This is a genomic window from Geovibrio thiophilus (assembly GCF_004087915.1).
Taxonomy (GTDB): domain Bacteria; phylum Chrysiogenota; class Deferribacteres; order Deferribacterales; family Geovibrionaceae; genus Geovibrio; species Geovibrio thiophilus.
In genome coordinates this window covers 122202-138921 of record NZ_CP035108.1, presented here as the reverse complement: position 1 = coordinate 138921, position 16720 = coordinate 122202, and the positions used below count along the sequence as shown (strand labels likewise).

Genomic DNA, 16720 nt, shown 5'->3' with positions numbered 1-16720 from the left:
TCATAAAATTCTGCCGGTGATTGATGAAAACATTCCGCCATGCGGTTATTTCTCCTGCTCTGCCTGAAGAGTATCTGGATAAGAAGACACTTGTGCTGCTGCACGCATCGAATTTCAGAGGCGAAAGGCAGCCGGACGGGAAAGTGCTGTTCACCTCTGCCGATGCCTGTATGGTTGATGAGCTCTGCGGACATTTCGCCTCTCTCATCGAACATAAATTACAGGAAAACAGGGCGGATTATCCCGCTGCGGTAGCCTTGAGCATAGCGGTTATCGGTGGCAGGGGAGACATTTGCGGCGGTGCGGCGTATTTTGTCACTGCGTTTCATGTTAAGCGCTTCTCCACTGACGAATGGCTGGCGGAGAAGGAAAAAGAGCGTGAAAGTGCCGCCGGAGTGGAACTCTTCGACTGAAATTTCTGTTGTTTCACATGAAACATTCTATATAATAAAGCGGTACACAGCACTGTTGCTTTATAGGTGATCCCCTGAGTCCTAATCATTTTTCCAAAGGCTTGAAATATGCGCTTCCCATAGCCGCCGGGTATTTTCCTGTGGCTGTTTCGTTTGGTCTTACCGCTGTCTCCGCAGGGCTGGACGGCTGGCTTGCCGTTCTCATGTCATTAATAGTTTTTGCCGGAGCGTCCCAGTTTGTCGGTGCCGGCATGTTCGGCATGGGGGTAGGCGGCTGGGAGATTGTTCTCACAACCTTTGTGCTGAACTTCCGCCATTTTCTTATGAGTTCATCCCTCTCCAGAAGACTGCCGGAAGCGACAACGAAGTCTCAATCGGCGCTGGCGGCTTTCGGGGTCACGGATGAAACGTTCGCTGTCGCCAGCATGAGCGGGGAGGAAAAGCTCACTCCTTCCTATCTGTACGGGCTTAATTTCACGGCTTACTCCGCATGGGCGTCGGGAACTTTCGTCGGAGTCATGGCGGGCTCAATCCTGAGCGATACCCTTAAACAGAGCCTGACATTCGGATTGTACGCACTGTTCATAGGTCTGCTTGTGCCGGAGCTTAAAAGAACAAGACCAGCTGTGACCGCCGCATTGTGCTCAATGGCGGTGAGCGGCGCTCTGTACTTTCAGCCGTTTTTTGAGTTGGGTTCGGGATGGATGATAGTCGGCGCCACCATAGCCGGTGCTTTCGCAGCCGCTGTTCTGCACGGAGAAGAGAATGAGCAAGCTTAACATAATCATACTCATGGCTCTGGTGACGTACATCCCGAGAATGCTCCCGATGGTTTTTCTTAAAAATATGCGTCTGGCTCCTTGGCTGAACAGATTTCTCAGATTCATCCCTTACGCGTCCCTCGGCGCGCTTATATTCCCCGGAGCACTGTTCTCCGTCACCCCGCCGCTTGCGGCAGCAGGAGGAATCATAACCTCAGCAGTGCTTGCCTTCATGGGCAGAAGCCTCATTGCCGTGTTTGCCTCAGGCGTTATGGCAGTCTACATTTTGCTTCTGATAATTTAAAGCAAGGGGAACTTTTTGAAACAAAGTACCCCTACACTCCTCAAAAACTCAAGTTTAAGGGAAATCGGGTTGCTTGAAAAAGACAAAACAATCTTAAGCTTGGAAAATAATATCGGGATATAGTCGAAAAGACTGTTTTTTGAGGAGATACAGGGAATCTTTCTGCCGTTAAAAAAGTCTCAGAAACACAATAATATTACATACAGAGTTTTAAAAACAGTTTAAACAAAGTCCGGCTCCTTGTGAAGGAGTCCGAGGAAACTCTTCTTTTTCTTTAAAGAAGGGTTTCCTCAGCATAGCAAAATACTTAGGATTTAAACATCATCACTGTCGGCTTCGTTCTGACCGCAGCACTTTTTATATTTTTTGCCGCTTCCGCAGGGGCAGTCATCGTTTCTGCCAACTTTGGGAACAACTCTTCTGACCGGTTTCGCTTTCTCATCTTTGGGAGCGGCGGAGAGAACATCTCTGCGCTCTTCGGATATTCTGGCTGCTTTCTGCCGTTCCTGCTCTTTCTTCTCAAGATCCACGTCTTCCTGCTTCTGCCCCATTCTGACGTTGAAGAGGATGCGGCAGGTGTTGGAGTAAACTCTGTCCATGAGAGCGGCGAAGAGGTTAAACGCCTCTCGCTTGTATTCGTTGAGAGGATCCTTCTGTCCGTATCCTCTTAGGCGCACACTGTCACGGAGGTGATCCATGCTGAGGAGGTGCTCCTTCCATTTATCGTCCAGCATGCTTATCATCAGGTAGCTGAAAAGCCCTCTGTAGTGCTCGCCGAACTCAGCCTTCTTGGCGTCGAATTTTTCCCTGATCTTTAGAGCGGCGGTGTCAAGGAAGTCATCGGCTTTCTTGACGTCAGTTGATATATCATCAATGGCGAAGGTTTCTTTCAGAGCCTTCATAAAGCCGTCGAGATCAGGCTTCTCCTGCGCCGTGACAAATTCGTCATAGAGGGAGTTAATGGTATTGTTGATGGTTTCTCTGGCTACTTCTTCCACCTGATCCTTGTTTAGGATGCTGTTGCGGAGTCCGTAGACGATGGTTCTCTGCTGATTCATTACGTTGTCGTAATCCAGCAGGTATTTACGCACTTCAAAGTTCATCGCTTCGACTTTTTTCTGTGCGTTCTCTATGGCTTTGGAGATTATGTTGTGCTCAATCGGTTCTCCGTCCTTCATGCCGAGTTTGTTCATGATATAGGAGATCTTTTCGGAGCCGAAGATGCGCATGAGGTCATCCTCAAGGCTGAGGAAGAATCTTGATGAGCCAGCGTCTCCCTGACGTCCGGCACGTCCTCTGAGCTGGTTGTCTATCCTTCTGGATTCGTTGCGCTCTGTACCGAGAATGTGAAGACCGCCGAGTTCGAGTACTCCCTCGCCCAGCTTAATGTCCGTCCCGCGTCCCGCCATGTTGGTTGCTATGGTTACCGCGCTTTTCTGCCCGGCGAGAGCTACTATCTGAGCCTCACGTTCGTGGTGCTTGGCGTTGAGTACCTCATGTCTGATCTTCTTTTTCTCAAGCATTTTGCTTACAAGCTCAGACTTCTCAATGGATGAGGTTCCCACAAGGACGGGGCGCCCTGATTTGAACATTTCCTCTATTTCGGCTACGATCGCCTCGTATTTTTCACGGGCGGTCTTGTATATAACATCCGCTCTGTCATTTCTTATCATTTTGCGGTGTGTGGGTATGCTCACCACGCCGAGTCCGTATATCTGCATGAATTCGCCTGCTTCCGTTGCGGCGGTACCGGTCATGCCTGCGAGCTTGGCGTACATGCGGAAGTAGTTCTGGAAGGTTATGGATGCGAGTGTCTGGTTTTCGTTTTCGATCACAACCTGTTCTTTTGCCTCTATCGCCTGATGCTGACCGTCTGAGTATCTTCTGCCGGGCATGAGCCTGCCTGTAAATTCATCGACAATTATTACCTTGCCGTTTTCCACCACATAGTCCTTGTCCCGCTTGAAGACCGCGTGAGCCTTCAGCGAGTTGTTGACATAATGAAGGGTGTCAACATTGGCGACATCAAAAAGGTTTTCCAGCCCGAGAGTTTTTTCTATGGAGTTTATGCCGGAGTCAAGAAGCTGGACATCACGGCGCTTTTCATCAATCTTGAAATCAGTTTGAGGGTTAAGCAGGCGGATTACCTCATCTATTTTGTAGTAAACATTAGTGGAGTTTTCAGTCGGACCGCTTATAATAAGTGGTGTTCTCGCTTCATCTATAAGGATACTGTCCACTTCATCCACTATTGCGTAATGGAGCTTTCTCTGCGCCATATCGTTAACGGAGAGTTTCATGTTGTCACGCAGATAGTCGAATCCGAACTCATTATTTGTTCCGTAGGTAATGTCTGCCGCATATGCCTGTTTTCTGTTGCAGGGAACGGCTTTAGCGGTGAAGGTTTCCTCATCCTCCCACTCCACAAGCCATGAGGCTTCGTGCTGGATAATGCCGACACTGAGTCCGAGAGTGAGGTAAACAGGGCTCATCCAGAGGGCATCACGTCTGGCGAGATAGTCGTTCACGGTTACAAGGTGAGCGCCTTTGCCTTCGAGAGCGTTAAGATAAAGGGGAAGGGTCGCCACAAGGGTCTTGCCTTCACCGGTTTTCATTTCTGATATTTTGCCTTTGTGCAGTGCGTATCCGCCTATGAGCTGCGCGTCAAAGTGCCTCATGTGCATTCTGCGTTTGCTCACTTCCCTTACGGCAGCGAATGCTTCGGGAAGGAGGTCGTCAATGCTTTCTCCGTTTTCAAGCCGCCTGCGGAACTCCGCCGTGCATGCCTTGAGCTCCTCAATGGATTGTCTTTCAAAGACGCTCTCAAGAGAGTTTATTTTATCGACAACACCGGCTACCTTTTTGAGGTACCTCTGGTTGAAGTCGCCGAACAGTTTTTTCGCCAGATCTTTAATCATCCTTTGACCTTCCTTATTTTTCTGTTTTTGCAATCATCCAGTATATTACTCCCAGTACCGCTATCGATACCAGAACAAATCCGTATGTTACCGGATTGGATGTTTCATGTTTGAGGGTTATGATAAGCAAGTCACGGATGAAGGCTATGAGCGCCACGCCGATGAAAATGCTTATCTTGAACTTGCCCCCTTTGAGCATCTGGACCTCTGTATGGAGAAGCTCAACCAGAACCCATATCATAAGCAGAGAGCCGAGAGCGGTTATGAGAACCTTGTCGGCGTTTTCTTTCAGCAGAGCCAGTATCTCCGCTCCGAACAGCACTGCCGCTGCGATTGTCATTACTATGAGTATGACCACCATCAGCGCGTGCATGAGGAATGAGAATTTCTCGGAAACGGAAACTACAAAGTTCCTCACACTGAATATAGATGTATATTCCCTGATTTTGTTTTCGCAAAATGCGTAGTTAACCGCATCAAAATTAATATCCATAAATTTATGAACACTTAGGAGAATATTTTTTCTGTACACGTCATCGTCAAGGCTCTGGAATATCCGCTCGTGCATCCATAGGCGTATATAGCTCATCATGGCGTTTATCCATTCGTAGTCTATATCGTATTTCTTTTGCAGGTTGCCGAATTTTTCAAGATAGGCAAGATAGGCGTTGCTGAGTTTCGCTTCAAAAAACCTGTTGTACCATGTGATAAGAAATTCCCTGTGCTTGGCGAGAACAACGGGATAAACATTGTCCGGCAGGCGGAATTTTTTTGTGAAGTTTTCAAAGACATCCCTTACGAAGTCTTCCTTATGGTTTTCCATTATCTCTTTGAGAGACGCAATATTGCGGAGATCATCTTCCGTGACATCATAGCTTTTCTGAAGATTTTTAAAGTATTTCATGTGGGGCTCCGCAGGGGAAAAACGAACTCCGGCAGCTTTTCCGATAAAGGAAAATAGTTATTTATTTTTCGGTAATGTATGATAAAATCCGTTAAAAATAAAGGGAAAACAGACTGCCCGCACTATTCCTGACACTCTTATAACATGCTTCTCTTTTCGCTGACCGGCAGCTTGGAGAATGCCTTACGGAGGTTTACCTGAAATGAACCGCAGCCGCACGGCGGAAATCACCAGAAAAACAAACGAAACGGACATTTATCTCAAGCTGAACATTGACGGTTCCGGTGAGAGTAAAATAACCACAGGCGTGGGCTTTCTCAATCACATGCTGGAGCTTTTCGCTCGTCACGGAGGCTTTGACCTTGAGGTGATAGCGAAGGGCGATACAAACGTGGACGACCACCATACGGTGGAGGATATAGGCATATGCCTTGGCGATGCGTTTAAGAAAGCCCTCGGCGATAAAAAAGGGATAAGGCGTTACGGCTTCTTTCTCCTTCCCATGGATGAAACACTTATTGAATGCGCCATAGACTTCAGCGGCAGAACATACCTTAACTACGCCGCTGATATTCAGGCTGTGCGTGTGGGAACCTTTGAGACTGAGCTTGCCGAAGAATTTTTCAAGGCGTTCGCTGACCGCGCTGCGGTGAACCTGCATATAATAAAAAGGTTCGGGCGCAACACCCACCACATTATAGAAGGAATATTCAAGGCAGTTGCCAGATCGATAAAGGACGCAGTCGTTGTGGAATCGGACAGGATAATGTCCACAAAGGGTACTTTGAGTGAGTAAGATCGCGATTATAGATTACGAAGCGGGGAATCTCCGCAGTGTGCAGAAGGCATTTGAAAGTCTCGGATACGATGCCGCGGTGACTTCAGACGCCGGTGATATAAAATCCGCGGCCAAGGTTGTCCTGCCGGGTGTCGGCGCCTTCGGGGACTGCGTAAGCGGGCTGGAGAGAGCAGGGCTCAGGGAGACAGTTCTCGGCGTGATAGCTTCCGGCAGACCTTTTCTGGGCATTTGCGTGGGCATGCAGATGCTCTTTGACAAAAGCTATGAGTTCGGCGAGCATGACGGCTTGGGCATTTTCAGAGGTTCGGTGAAGAAGTTTCCGGATGAAATAGTAAAGCAAAGGATGAAGATTCCCCACATGGGCTGGAACAGCCTGAGCATAAAACAGAAAAATCACCCAGTGCTGAACGGGATAAATGACGGAGATATGGTGTATTTCGTGCATTCCTACTATGTTCAGTCGGAGGATGCGGCGGTAATTGCCGCTGAGTGCGACTATGGAGTGACATTCACCGCAGCCGCGGCGAGGGACAATATATTCGCCACTCAGTTTCATCCCGAAAAATCCCAGACGACAGGGCTTAGGCTGCTTAAAAACTTCGGGGAGTGGAAATGCTGATAATTCCCGCTATCGACCTTCTCGGCGGAAAGGCTGTGCGCCTCCGTCAGGGGGATATGGATGATTATAAAATATACTTTGACGATCCGGCGGAAGCTGCCGCTCAGTTCCGTGAATTGGGGATAAAAAGGCTCCATATAGTGGATCTGGACGGAGCCAAAAAAGGCGAAATGACTAACTTTGAAACTATAAAGCGGATTATAGCGAAAGCGGATATGGAGATAGAGGTAGGCGGCGGAATCCGCAGCATGGACAGGATAAAGGCTTACTTCGATATTGGCGTGAAGTACGCCATTCTGGGTACTGTTGTGATAAAAGATCCGGATTTTGTGAAAAAAGCCGCTGAAACTTATCCGAACAGGATTATACTGGGAGTAGACGCGAAGAACGGCTATGTCGCCACCGAGGGCTGGTATGAAACCAGCGGAACAAAGGCGGAGGATGTGCTGAAAACCTACGCAGGATATTTCATCGAAAGCGTAATCTACACCGACATCAGCCGTGACGGTATGCTTCAGGGGCTTAATATAGAAGCTACAGCAGCCCTTGCGGACAAGAGCCCGTGGGGCATAATAGCCTCCGGCGGGCTGAAGGACATAACTGACGTTAAGAACCTAAGGGAGCTTAACCACCCGAACATAAAAGGAACCATAGCCGGAAAAGCCTTTTACGAAGGAACAATAGATTTAAAAGAAGCTGCCTCCATCGCGGGGTGATTCAATAAAAGCATTCAGGACGGCATTGCGCCGCCTCTGAAACTAACTAATGAGGCTCTGGGGTACTGACTAACATGATCCACAACATTCTTTACTTTATCGCTACAGGTTTCTATTCGGGCAGAAGTCCCTACGCTCCCGGCACGGCAGGCACGCTGGCAGGAGTAGGTCTGGTTATTCTCACGGGATGGTTTTCCCTGTTTTACCAGATAATGCTGTTTATCCTTCTGTTCGCGGCAGGTGTCCTTGCCGCCGAATATCATGAGAGAACCACAGGGGAGAAGGATGCCCCTGAAGTGGTAATAGACGAAATAGCCGCCTATTACTTTCTCATGCTGTTCTTCCAGAACTCGGCTCTTAACCTTTTCTGGGCGTTTGTGCTTTTCCGCATATTCGACATAGTTAAGCCTCACCCCATAGGAAAGCTTGAGGAGATCGGCGGCGGAATAGCCGTTATGCTGGACGACATAGGCGCCGCGGTTTACTCCCTCGGCGCGCTTCTCGTGCTTAAAGGTCTGCTGTGGATTGTACTGTAACAGCGGCGGTGTTCGCCATCGGAAGCGAACTGCTGGAGGGGAGCATTGTCGATACCAATTCTTCGTGGATAGGCTCCCGTCTGGTTAAGCACGGAATAAACGTGGAGGATGTGCGCCTTCTGCCCGACAATATGGACAGAATGGCGGAACTCTTTCTGGAAGCATCTGAAAAATACGATCTGATCATCACTACCGGAGGTCTCGGACCCACATTTGACGACCTCACGGCTGAGGTGGTCAGCCGTGTTTCAGGCAGTAGCTACACACTGAACGAAGAACAGCTTGAGCATATCAGGAAACGGCTTGCCAAGTTCGGCATAAGCCTCAAGGAAAACCATTTTCATCAGGCAAAACTTCCTGAAGGCTGTAAAACCTTCTTTAACCGTATGGGGACGGCGTTCGGTTTTTCCGTATCCTGCGGAAATTCAAGAATAATCTCCATGCCGGGCATACCCTATGAAATGAAGCCGATGTTTGATGAACAGGTGCTGCCTTGGCTCCATGAGCTCTTTCCTCTCAGGGAGCGCCATATCCGTGACCTGCGAATAGCGGGCAAGCCTGAATCAGAAGTGGATGACGTTATCCGTGAGCTGGGCATACCGGACGGGCTGGACTGCATAATCAATGTAGGCAAAGGCGACATTCTCGTGAAGGTGCGGGGCTTTGATGAGCAAGCAGTCCACAGCTTTGCCGAAGCAATAAGAAAACCGTTTGAGAGTAACTTCATAGGTTACGGAGACGAAACCTTCCAAGTCCGTCTTGTGCGTATGCTTAAGGAAAAAGGGCTTACCGTGGGTTTCGCTGAAAGCTGCACGGGAGGCATGCTGGGAGAGGATATTACATCTGTCTCAGGAAGCTCCGCAGTCTTCAAGGGCTCCGTGGTGTCATACTCAAATGATGTTAAAATAAATGTCCTCGGTGTTCCGGCGGATGTTATAGAAACTTACGGCGCTGTGAGCGCCGAATGCGCCGTCGCAATGGCTGAGGGAGCAAAAAGAGTTCTCTGTACTGACTGCGCCGCGGCTGTAACGGGCATAGCGGGACCTGACGGCGGAACGGATGAAAAGCCTGTGGGCACTGTTTTCATAGCTGTAAGTGTGAACGGAAAAACAGAGGTGAAAGGCTACGGCTTCTCCGGCGACAGATCCGCCATAAGAGAACGCAGCGTGAAAACCGCCTTCGGCTGGCTCATAGATTTACTGAAATAGAGTTGCGCAGATTCAGATTGTGCGACGTAAGTCAGACTATAAACTTGAAAAAATATAAATTAAGAAGCCTGTAAAAGCATTGAAACGACTCCATGGAGGGAGTTGCGCCGTGCGGAGCGAAGGGTTGCTTTGCAAGCCGCGAGCGTTAATCTGAATCTGACAGGATGTTCAGATTCAGATTGTGCGACTTAAGTCAGACTATAAACTTGAAAAAAATATAAATTTAAGGAGCCTATAAAATGGATGCAGAGAAAAGGAAAGCCTTAGACCTTGCCATGGGCAAGATAGAGAAAGACTTCGGCAAGGGAGCGGTGATGCGCCTCGGCGACCGTGCCGTTGAGAAGCTTCCCGTTATATCTACGGGCGTTCTGTCCATAGATATAGCCCTCGGTGTGGGCGGAATACCCAGAGGGCGCATAATCGAAATATACGGCAGTGAGTCATCAGGCAAGACAACCATTGCGCTCCATACAATAGCGGAAGCGCAGAAGGCGGGCGGCATAGCTGCGTTCATAGATGCCGAGCATGCCCTTGACCCTGTGTATGCCAAGGCAATCGGTGTCGATACCGATAACCTCATAGTCAGTCAGCCGGACAGCGGAGAGGCTGCCCTTGAGATATGCGAAACCCTTGTGCGCTCAGGCGCAATCGACATAATAGTCGTGGACTCAGTGGCGGCGCTCACTCCCAGAGCGGAGATAGAGGGTGAAATGGGTGACTCTCACATGGGTCTTCAGGCAAGGCTTATGAGTCAGGCGCTGAGAAAGCTTGCCGGAATAGTCAATAAATCGAAGACATCACTTGTTTTTATAAATCAGACCCGCTCGAAGATAGGCGTTGTTTACGGCAACCCCGAAACAACCACAGGCGGCAACGCGCTGAAGTTCTACGCCTCAATCCGTATGGAGATTAAGAGAAGCACCGCTCTCAAAGAGAAGGAGGAGCAGGTAGGCAATCAGGGCAGCGCCAAGATTGTCAAAAACAAGGTAGCTCCCCCGTTCAAAGTCGCCGAGTTCGACATTCTCTACGGTGAAGGCGTTTCAAAAATCGGCGTGCTTATAGACCTCGGCGCTAAGCTTGACATCATCAACAAAGCCGGAGCGTGGTTCAGCTACGGCGACACCAAACTCGGACAGGGTAAGGAGAACGCAAGGGCTTTTCTTACCGCTAATCAGGAAATAACTAAGGAAATAGACGCTAAGATCAGGGGACACTACGGAATCGCCGTTGCCGCTGAAAAAGAATAAAGGTAAAATTCAAATAGGCTTTTTGCTTAAGGGATATTCTTAAATCCTTCCTGCCCTTCCTTTGTAATAAGGAGGGCTGCTGTCAGTGGTGCTGATGTGTCTCCTGAACGAGGTGAAGGATCTCTGAATAAATACTGAGAGATTCTACGCAGTTGCTCAGAATGACACCTCAGGGTTCGCAATGATGATAATGCTATAACAACTCCACGGAAGGAGTTGAGCCGTGCGCAGCGAAGCCTTGCTCTGCAAGGCGCGAGCGTGTGTAAAAATTTCCATTGATGGCAAATTTTTACTATTAAGTCGGAGGTTAATGCCGTGGACATTAATACTATTCTTCAGAGAACAGTCGCAATGGGAGCGTCAGATCTCCACCTCAAAGTCGGCAGACCGCCCACCGTGAGGCTGCACGGCTCACTTGAGTCCATTCAGGGGCTTCCCAAGCTCAACGCGGAGGACACTCTCAAAATTGCCACGGACGTAATGCCTCAGAGCGCCAAAAACCGATTTAAGGAAGGCAAGGAGGCGGACTTCGCCTATGCCGTGCCGAAGGTCGGGCGCTTCAGGGTGAACGCATTTCTCCAGCGCGGCGTAATCAGCATGGTTTTCAGGACAATCCCCATAGATATTCCCGACATAGAGAAGCTCAGTCTCCCCGAAGTCATAAAGACGATCGCCTTGGAGAACAGAGGACTTGTACTTGTGACAGGCATCACAGGGAGCGGGAAGTCAACCACTCTGGCGGCGATGATCGACTATATCAACACCCACAAGCGTGTAAACGTAATTACCGTCGAAGACCCCATAGAGTTTATGCACGTGGATAAAAACTGCATCATAGCTCAGAGGGAGGTCGGCGCTGATACCAACTCGTTCTCCGAAGCCCTCAAGCGTGCCCTTAGGCAGGACCCGGACGTTATCCTCGTGGGTGAGATGCGTGATCTGGAAACCATAGAAACGGCGATGCACGCCGCAGAGACCGGACACCTTGTTATGTCCACGCTCCACACTCTGGATGCTCCGGAGACCATAAACAGAATAATATCCGTTTTCCCGCCGCACCAGCAGGAGCAGATAAGGATACAGCTCGCGGGCATCATAAAAGCCGTTATTTCGCAGAGGCTTGTTCCCACATCAGACGGACACGGGCGTGTTGCCGCCATTGAGGTTATGGTGTCCAACGCCACAATCAGAGAATGTATCACGGATAAGATGAAAACCCGCCAGATTACAGACTTCATAGAGCAGGGGCGCTCGGTTTACGGCTCGCAGAGCTTTGATCAGTCGCTCATCGATCATGTACGCTCAGGGCAGGTCACCTTTGAGGAGGCTATGAAGTGGGCGAAAAAGCCGGACGATTTCGCGCTGAAGATGCGCGGCATATCGTCCTCCAGCGACAACGAGGAAAACGAGTGGAAACTCGGAGGAATGCTCAATAAAGAAGAAGAGGAATAGATCACCCCTTGATTACGCCTTCAGAATTCTTTCCATGCGGGACTACTCTGAGTACGGCATGCGGGAGAAGCTTATTTCAAGGTTCAGCAGCGAGGAGGCGGAGGAAACCCTCAGCCGCTTGAAGGAACTGGGCTATATCGATGATCTCCGCTACGCAGAAAATTTTGTTGTGTCCAAACTCCTTTCCGGCTTCGGGATCTATGCCGTTATAAGAAAGCTCCGAGAGAAGGGCGTGGACGTAAACCGCGGTTATGTGCTCTCCGTTGCGGAGAAGAGGGATATAGACACGGATGCCCTGCTGGAGAACGCTCTGAAAAAGTATCTTGCAAAAACAGGGGATGAGGATAGAATATCTGTCCGTTCAAAGTGTCTCAGATTTATGCTGGGACGCGGTTTTGATATATATGAGGCGGAAAAACGTCTTGAAGCCATTCTCAAAGAGAATGACTTCAGGTAGGCACTGAATGTGCTTAACGGAAATTGGAGGTTGATGGATGAAAGTGATATTTCTCAAAGACGTCAAAGGCGTCGCGAAGAAAGGCGACATAAAGGAAGCAAAGGACGGCTACGCCAAAAATTTCCTCTTTAAACAGAATATTGCCATAGAGGCGACCGAGGCGAACCTGAGCAAGCTTGAGCAGCAGAAGGCAAACGAAGCCGCGAAAGAACAGAAAAGAAAGGATGACGCGAGGGCGCTTGCCGACAGACTTAAAAAAGTCGGTATCAAAATGAGCAAAAAATGCGGTGAAACCGGAAAGCTTTACGGCGCAATTACTTCCGGCGACATAGCCGAAGCCCTCAAAGCGGAAGGTCTCGAAGTTGATAAGCGTGACATTGACCTGCATGACCCCATTAAGGAAACAGGCGTGCATACCGTAAAAGTCAATATATATATGGACATCAAGTCCGAAATCAAGGTTGAGGTTCATGGCGAGTGATGTAAAGCGTATTCCGCCGCACAGTCTTGACGCGGAGCAGGCGGTTCTCGCCTCCCTCCTCATAGACGACAAGGCGGCGGATAAGGTTCTGCACATGCTGACTCCGGGGGATTTTTATTCCCCGATCCATCAATACATATATTCGATAATCTACAAGCTGCACGAAGGCGGAAAGCCCGTGGATATAATATCTCTGGCTAATTACGCAAATGACAGAAACGAACTTCCCCGAGCGGGCGGCGTGGAGTATATCTCGTCTCTGATGGAGATAATACCCAATTCAGCCAATGCCGAGTACTACGCCAACATTGTTAAGGATAAATCCACCCTCCGCCAGCTTATCGGAGTCGCCGTTGAAATGACGGAGGACTGCTACACCCGGACAGACGATGTAGCCGAGGTTGTGGAAGCGGCGGAAAAGAAGATATTCTCCCTTGCGGAGCAGAAACTCAAGGCGGATATTCTCCCGATAGGCGAGCATATGCACCGCACCTTTGAGGTGCTGGAAAAGCTCTACCATCGGAAGGAGGATACAACAGGGATCCCCTCCGGCTTCATGGATTTGGATCAGATGACAAACGGTTTTCAGCGCTCCGACCTTATCGTCATAGCCGGACGTCCCGGTATGGGTAAGACGGCTTTCACGCTGAATGTAGCACTCAACAGCTCAAAATCCGTCAGGGAGGGGAAGGATAAGTTCAACGTGGCGTTCTTCTCCCTTGAAATGTCTTCTCAGCAGCTTATCCAGCGTCTTCTTTCCGGCGAGGCCGGTGTAAACTCAAACAAGCTCCGTTCCGGCAAGTTCTCCTATGACGAATGGACAAGACTCACCGCGGCCGCGGGCGAACTCAGCGAGCTGGGGCTTTTTCTGGATGACACTCCGGCTATCACAGCCATGGAGCTGCGCGCCAAATGCCGCAGGCTGAAAAGGGAGCACGGGATCGACCTTGTCATAATCGACTACCTCCAGCTCATGGGTTCTCACAAGACCGAAAGCAGAGAGCAGCAGATCGCCGATATTTCCAGATCGCTTAAAGCGCTGGCAAAAGAGATGGATATTCCCATAATCGCCCTCTCACAGCTTAACAGGGGTGTGGAAAGCAGGATAGATAAACGCCCGCTTATCTCCGATCTTCGTGAATCGGGCGCCATAGAGCAGGATGCGGATATTATTGTATTCCTTTACAGAGACGATTTTTACAATAAAGAGAAGAAGACCGGTATAACGGAAGTTATCATCGCCAAGCACAGGAACGGCTCCACCGGCACGGTGAACCTTGAGTTCGTGGGCGAATACATGAAGTTCAGAGATGTTGTTCAGGGATATGTATAAAAAATCATACATTTTTTCTGATCTGTTGTACATTGTGTACAGGATCTGATCTGAGGATCCCTTAAATTAAGGGATCCAGCCATTGGCACAGTTATTGCTCAATAACCTGTGTTGTTGGAGGACAGAATAAATGTTTCAGACTACACTCAATAATAAAATTTCATTTGAAGGCATAGGGCTCCACTCCGGAGAAGTAATTCAGGTTGTTGTAAACCCCTCATATTCCGAAACAGGCGTAATGTTCCGCCGTGCGGATATTCAGGGTTCCTCTTACACAAAAGCCAGCCCCTATACTGTGACCTCCACACAACTCGCCACAAGCATAAACTGCGGGAAAGGAAGCATCTCCACCATTGAGCATCTCATGAGCGCTCTTTACGGTCTCGGTGTGGACAACGCACTCGTTGACGTTTACGGCACGGAAGTGCCCATACTCGACGGCAGCGCATATCCTTTCGTCGGCATGATAAAAGAAGCAGGAATTAAAGAACTCAATATAAAGAGGAAATACCTCAAGTTTAAAAAGAGAATCATCATCGAAAAAGGCGACAAATGGATAGAGCTTATCCCCTCACGCTTTTTTAAGGTAACTTTCGGCATCTCATTTGACGATAACTTCGTGCAGGAGCAGAAGGCATACTTTAACTTCTCCGACGGCGGCTTCATTGAGGATGTTTCAAGGGCGAGAACCTTCGGCTTCAAAAAGGATGTTGACGCTCTCCACGCCATGGGGCTTGCCAAAGGCGGCAGCCTTGAAAACGCTGTCGTTGTTGACGGAAGCGGAGTTCTCAACGCTGAAGGTCTCAGGTATGATGATGAGTTCGTGCGCCACAAAATTCTCGATCTCCTCGGAGATATATCCCTTATAGGCTACAGGTTCTACGGTCACGTAAGGGCATACAAATCAGGACATATGCTCAATAATATTTTCGCAAGAACACTGCTTGAATCTACTAACTGCTATTCCATAATAGAACAGCCGGAGACTCCGGCATTCGGTTCGCTGCTTGAACTGAAACCACAGGGGATTTAAGAGATCACCCGAAAGCAGTCGGTCGGCTGCTTTCGGGGGGAATCTCGACTTAACAATGCCAAATTCTCCATCCATGGGAATTTGGCATACACGTTCGCGCCGCATGAAATGCGGCTTCACTACGCACGGCGGGCTCCCATCCTTGGGAGCGTTTTTGTTTTCAGGGGCGTATACACGTTCGCGCCGCATGAAATGCGGCTTCACTACGCACGGTGCGCTCCCATCCTTGGGAGCGTTTTTGTTTTCAGCGTCACTGCGAGGAGCAAGGCGACGCGGCAGTCCCGTTTCCTGCATTTAACCGCATCTGGCTGATATTACCTTCCCGCGTAATCACGAAACGCCATTTTCTCCGCAGCTTAAACTCCTTATGCGTATAGCTTAAAAAACTGCTTGACAGTGAGAAGCTCAACTCTTATTCTTTATTTAGCACTCTTTAGCATTGAGTGCTAACAGCAAGCGCCGGACATTGATAAAGCAGGTAAAAAAACAAAAATGCTGAACGAAAGGGAAGAGTCGGTTCTCAGAATTATAGTTGAGGAATACATAAAAACCAGCGAGCCTGTGGGCTCCCGCTATATCTCAAAAAGCGGACCCCTCCAACTGAGTGCCGCCTCCATACGCAACATAATGAGCGATCTCGAAGAGAAGGGATACCTCACCCAGCCGCACACCTCCGCAGGGCGCATCCCCTCTGATAACGGGTACCGCTATTATATAGACAGGCTGGTGGTTTTCGGCTCACCGGACAATGACATAATCTCCTCACTTCAGGAAGGCTGCCAAACCACCAGCGTTAACAGTTTCTTACAGCATTTCAGCCGTAAAATGGGCTCCCTCACAAATGCCGTGGGCTTTGTTGTTGCGCCCAAGCTGAACACAATGCACCTGAAGCATATAGAATTCTTACAGTTTAACGCATATACGGTGCTGGCGGTGATTGTCACCAAGTCCGGCATTGTGCACAACCTCATGCTGGAAACCGAAAAGCCGGTGGATAAAAGCGACCTCACAAGGGTCAGCAACTATCTTAACGAGCATTTCGGCGATAAATCTCTGGGAGAGATAAAAGCACACATCCTCAGCGAGATGGAGGACAGAAAGGAGCATCTCGACAGGCTTTTTGAAAGAGCGTATACCCTCGGCGAGAGGGTTTTTGCCGTGGAAAATTTCGGTCATGAAATATATCTGGAGGGAACCTCAAATGTTCTGGATATGCCGGAGTTCAAAGACGTGCAGAAGATAAAAGAGATATACAGAATATTTGAGGAAAAACATTTCATCAGCGAGATACTGGACAAGTGCATGACAGAAAGCGGAGTTCAGATCTTTGTCGGCTCAGAGATAGGCAAGGAGGAGATAAACGAACTCGGTCTTGTCTCCAAAACCTATTCCAGAGGCGGCAAAATAGTGGGCAGCCTCGGCATCATCGGTCCCAAGAGGATGAGCTACCCGAAGGTTGTGTCTATAGTTGACTGTACGTCGGACATAATAACCAAGATGCTCAACAGGCTTTCCGAATAAGTAATAAACGACAATGAG

Annotated in this window: 17 protein-coding genes; 15 read left to right on the top strand and 2 right to left on the bottom strand. The window is 49.1% G+C overall.

Annotation, left to right across the window (positions count from 1 at the left end; all coding sequences use genetic code 11):
- The first annotated feature begins 23 nt into the window (after positions 1-23).
- The 3 genes from EP073_RS00660 to EP073_RS00650 all read left to right on the top strand — a co-directional run bounded on the left by EP073_RS00660 (position 24) and on the right by EP073_RS00650 (position 1478).
- Complete coding sequence (locus EP073_RS00660; protein ID WP_128465250.1) at positions 24-413, top strand: hypothetical protein; 390 nt, start codon at positions 24-26, stop codon at positions 411-413.
- Between the two features lie 101 nt (positions 414-514).
- On the top strand, positions 515-1192 hold the full coding sequence (locus EP073_RS00655; protein ID WP_164885227.1) for an AzlC family ABC transporter permease: 678 nt from the start codon (positions 515-517) through the stop codon (positions 1190-1192).
- On the top strand, positions 1179-1478 hold the full coding sequence (locus EP073_RS00650; protein ID WP_128465248.1) for an AzlD domain-containing protein: 300 nt from the start codon (positions 1179-1181) through the stop codon (positions 1476-1478). Before EP073_RS00655 ends, EP073_RS00650 begins: the two co-directional genes overlap by 14 nt.
- Before the next feature lie 314 nt (positions 1479-1792).
- Here EP073_RS00650 and secA read toward each other — a convergent pair whose 3' ends face one another.
- Positions 1793-4396, bottom strand: a complete 2604-nt coding sequence (gene secA / locus EP073_RS00645) for a preprotein translocase subunit SecA (RefSeq protein ID WP_128465247.1) — start codon at positions 4394-4396, stop codon at positions 1793-1795.
- Between the two features lie 13 nt (positions 4397-4409).
- Entirely contained in the window at positions 4410-5300 is an 891-nt protein-coding gene (locus EP073_RS00640; protein ID WP_128465246.1) for a phosphate-starvation-inducible PsiE family protein, read from the bottom strand.
- Positions 5301-5502: 202 nt separating this feature from the next.
- Between EP073_RS00640 and hisB the strand changes: the two genes are divergently transcribed.
- The 12 genes from hisB (at position 5503) to hrcA (ending at position 16702) form a co-directional block, all read left to right on the top strand.
- Positions 5503-6096, top strand: coding sequence for an imidazoleglycerol-phosphate dehydratase HisB (gene hisB, locus EP073_RS00635; RefSeq protein WP_128465245.1), 594 nt, complete (start codon positions 5503-5505; stop codon positions 6094-6096).
- Complete coding sequence (gene hisH / locus EP073_RS00630; RefSeq protein ID WP_128465244.1) at positions 6089-6718, top strand: imidazole glycerol phosphate synthase subunit HisH; 630 nt, start codon at positions 6089-6091, stop codon at positions 6716-6718. Before hisB ends, hisH begins: the two co-directional genes overlap by 8 nt.
- Positions 6712-7434, top strand: coding sequence for a 1-(5-phosphoribosyl)-5-[(5-phosphoribosylamino)methylideneamino]imidazole-4-carboxamide isomerase (gene hisA, locus EP073_RS00625; protein ID WP_128465243.1), 723 nt, complete (start codon positions 6712-6714; stop codon positions 7432-7434). The genes hisH and hisA overlap by 7 nt, the downstream gene beginning before the upstream one ends.
- Positions 7435-7508: 74 nt before the next feature.
- Positions 7509-7970 carry a phosphatidylglycerophosphatase A family protein gene (locus tag EP073_RS00620; protein WP_128465242.1) on the top strand — a complete coding sequence of 154 codons (462 nt, stop codon included), beginning with the start codon at positions 7509-7511 and terminating at the stop codon, positions 7968-7970.
- Positions 7955-9178 carry a CinA family nicotinamide mononucleotide deamidase-related protein gene (locus tag EP073_RS00615; protein WP_128465241.1) on the top strand — a complete coding sequence of 408 codons (1224 nt, stop codon included), beginning with the start codon at positions 7955-7957 and terminating at the stop codon, positions 9176-9178. The genes EP073_RS00620 and EP073_RS00615 overlap by 16 nt, the downstream gene beginning before the upstream one ends.
- Positions 9179-9417: 239 nt before the next feature.
- On the top strand, positions 9418-10425 hold the full coding sequence (gene recA, locus EP073_RS00610; protein ID WP_128465240.1) for a recombinase RecA: 1008 nt from the start codon (positions 9418-9420) through the stop codon (positions 10423-10425).
- A gap of 315 nt (positions 10426-10740) precedes the next feature.
- Positions 10741-11877 carry a type IV pilus twitching motility protein PilT gene (locus EP073_RS00605; protein ID WP_128465239.1) on the top strand — a complete coding sequence of 379 codons (1137 nt, stop codon included), beginning with the start codon at positions 10741-10743 and terminating at the stop codon, positions 11875-11877.
- Positions 11858-12334, top strand: a complete 477-nt coding sequence (locus tag EP073_RS00600) for a regulatory protein RecX (protein ID WP_430654682.1) — start codon at positions 11858-11860, stop codon at positions 12332-12334. Before EP073_RS00605 ends, EP073_RS00600 begins: the two co-directional genes overlap by 20 nt.
- Positions 12335-12371: 37 nt before the next feature.
- Positions 12372-12815 carry a 50S ribosomal protein L9 gene (gene rplI / locus EP073_RS00595; protein ID WP_128465237.1) on the top strand — a complete coding sequence of 148 codons (444 nt, stop codon included), beginning with the start codon at positions 12372-12374 and terminating at the stop codon, positions 12813-12815.
- Complete coding sequence (gene dnaB / locus EP073_RS00590; RefSeq protein WP_128465236.1) at positions 12805-14148, top strand: replicative DNA helicase; 1344 nt, start codon at positions 12805-12807, stop codon at positions 14146-14148. The genes rplI and dnaB overlap by 11 nt, the downstream gene beginning before the upstream one ends.
- Positions 14149-14278: 130 nt before the next feature.
- Entirely contained in the window at positions 14279-15181 is a 903-nt protein-coding gene (gene lpxC, locus EP073_RS00585) for a UDP-3-O-acyl-N-acetylglucosamine deacetylase (RefSeq protein WP_128465235.1), read from the top strand.
- A gap of 492 nt (positions 15182-15673) precedes the next feature.
- Positions 15674-16702 (top strand): heat-inducible transcriptional repressor HrcA, encoded by a 1029-nt coding sequence (hrcA, locus tag EP073_RS00580; RefSeq protein WP_128465234.1) that lies wholly within the window; start codon positions 15674-15676, stop codon positions 16700-16702.
- The last annotated feature ends 18 nt before the right edge of the window (positions 16703-16720 follow it).

What these genes read in the sequence shown, in the direction of transcription:
- EP073_RS00660 (WP_128465250.1), top strand. Translation starts at nt 24, where the DNA reads ATGAAAACATTCCGCCATGCGGTTATTTCTCCTGCTCTGCCTGAAGAG.
- EP073_RS00650 (WP_128465248.1), top strand. Translation starts at nt 1,179, where the DNA reads ATGAGCAAGCTTAACATAATCATACTCATGGCTCTGGTGACGTACATC.
- secA (WP_128465247.1), bottom strand. Translation starts at nt 4,396, where the DNA reads ATGATTAAAGATCTGGCGAAAAAACTGTTCGGCGACTTCAACCAGAGG.
- EP073_RS00640 (WP_128465246.1), bottom strand. Translation starts at nt 5,300, where the DNA reads ATGAAATACTTTAAAAATCTTCAGAAAAGCTATGATGTCACGGAAGAT.
- hisB (WP_128465245.1), top strand. Translation starts at nt 5,503, where the DNA reads ATGAACCGCAGCCGCACGGCGGAAATCACCAGAAAAACAAACGAAACG.
- hisA (WP_128465243.1), top strand. Translation starts at nt 6,712, where the DNA reads ATGCTGATAATTCCCGCTATCGACCTTCTCGGCGGAAAGGCTGTGCGC.
- EP073_RS00620 (WP_128465242.1), top strand. Translation starts at nt 7,509, where the DNA reads ATGATCCACAACATTCTTTACTTTATCGCTACAGGTTTCTATTCGGGC.
- recA (WP_128465240.1), top strand. Translation starts at nt 9,418, where the DNA reads ATGGATGCAGAGAAAAGGAAAGCCTTAGACCTTGCCATGGGCAAGATA.
- rplI (WP_128465237.1), top strand. Translation starts at nt 12,372, where the DNA reads ATGAAAGTGATATTTCTCAAAGACGTCAAAGGCGTCGCGAAGAAAGGC.
- dnaB (WP_128465236.1), top strand. Translation starts at nt 12,805, where the DNA reads ATGGCGAGTGATGTAAAGCGTATTCCGCCGCACAGTCTTGACGCGGAG.
- lpxC (WP_128465235.1), top strand. Translation starts at nt 14,279, where the DNA reads ATGTTTCAGACTACACTCAATAATAAAATTTCATTTGAAGGCATAGGG.
- hrcA (WP_128465234.1), top strand. Translation starts at nt 15,674, where the DNA reads ATGCTGAACGAAAGGGAAGAGTCGGTTCTCAGAATTATAGTTGAGGAA.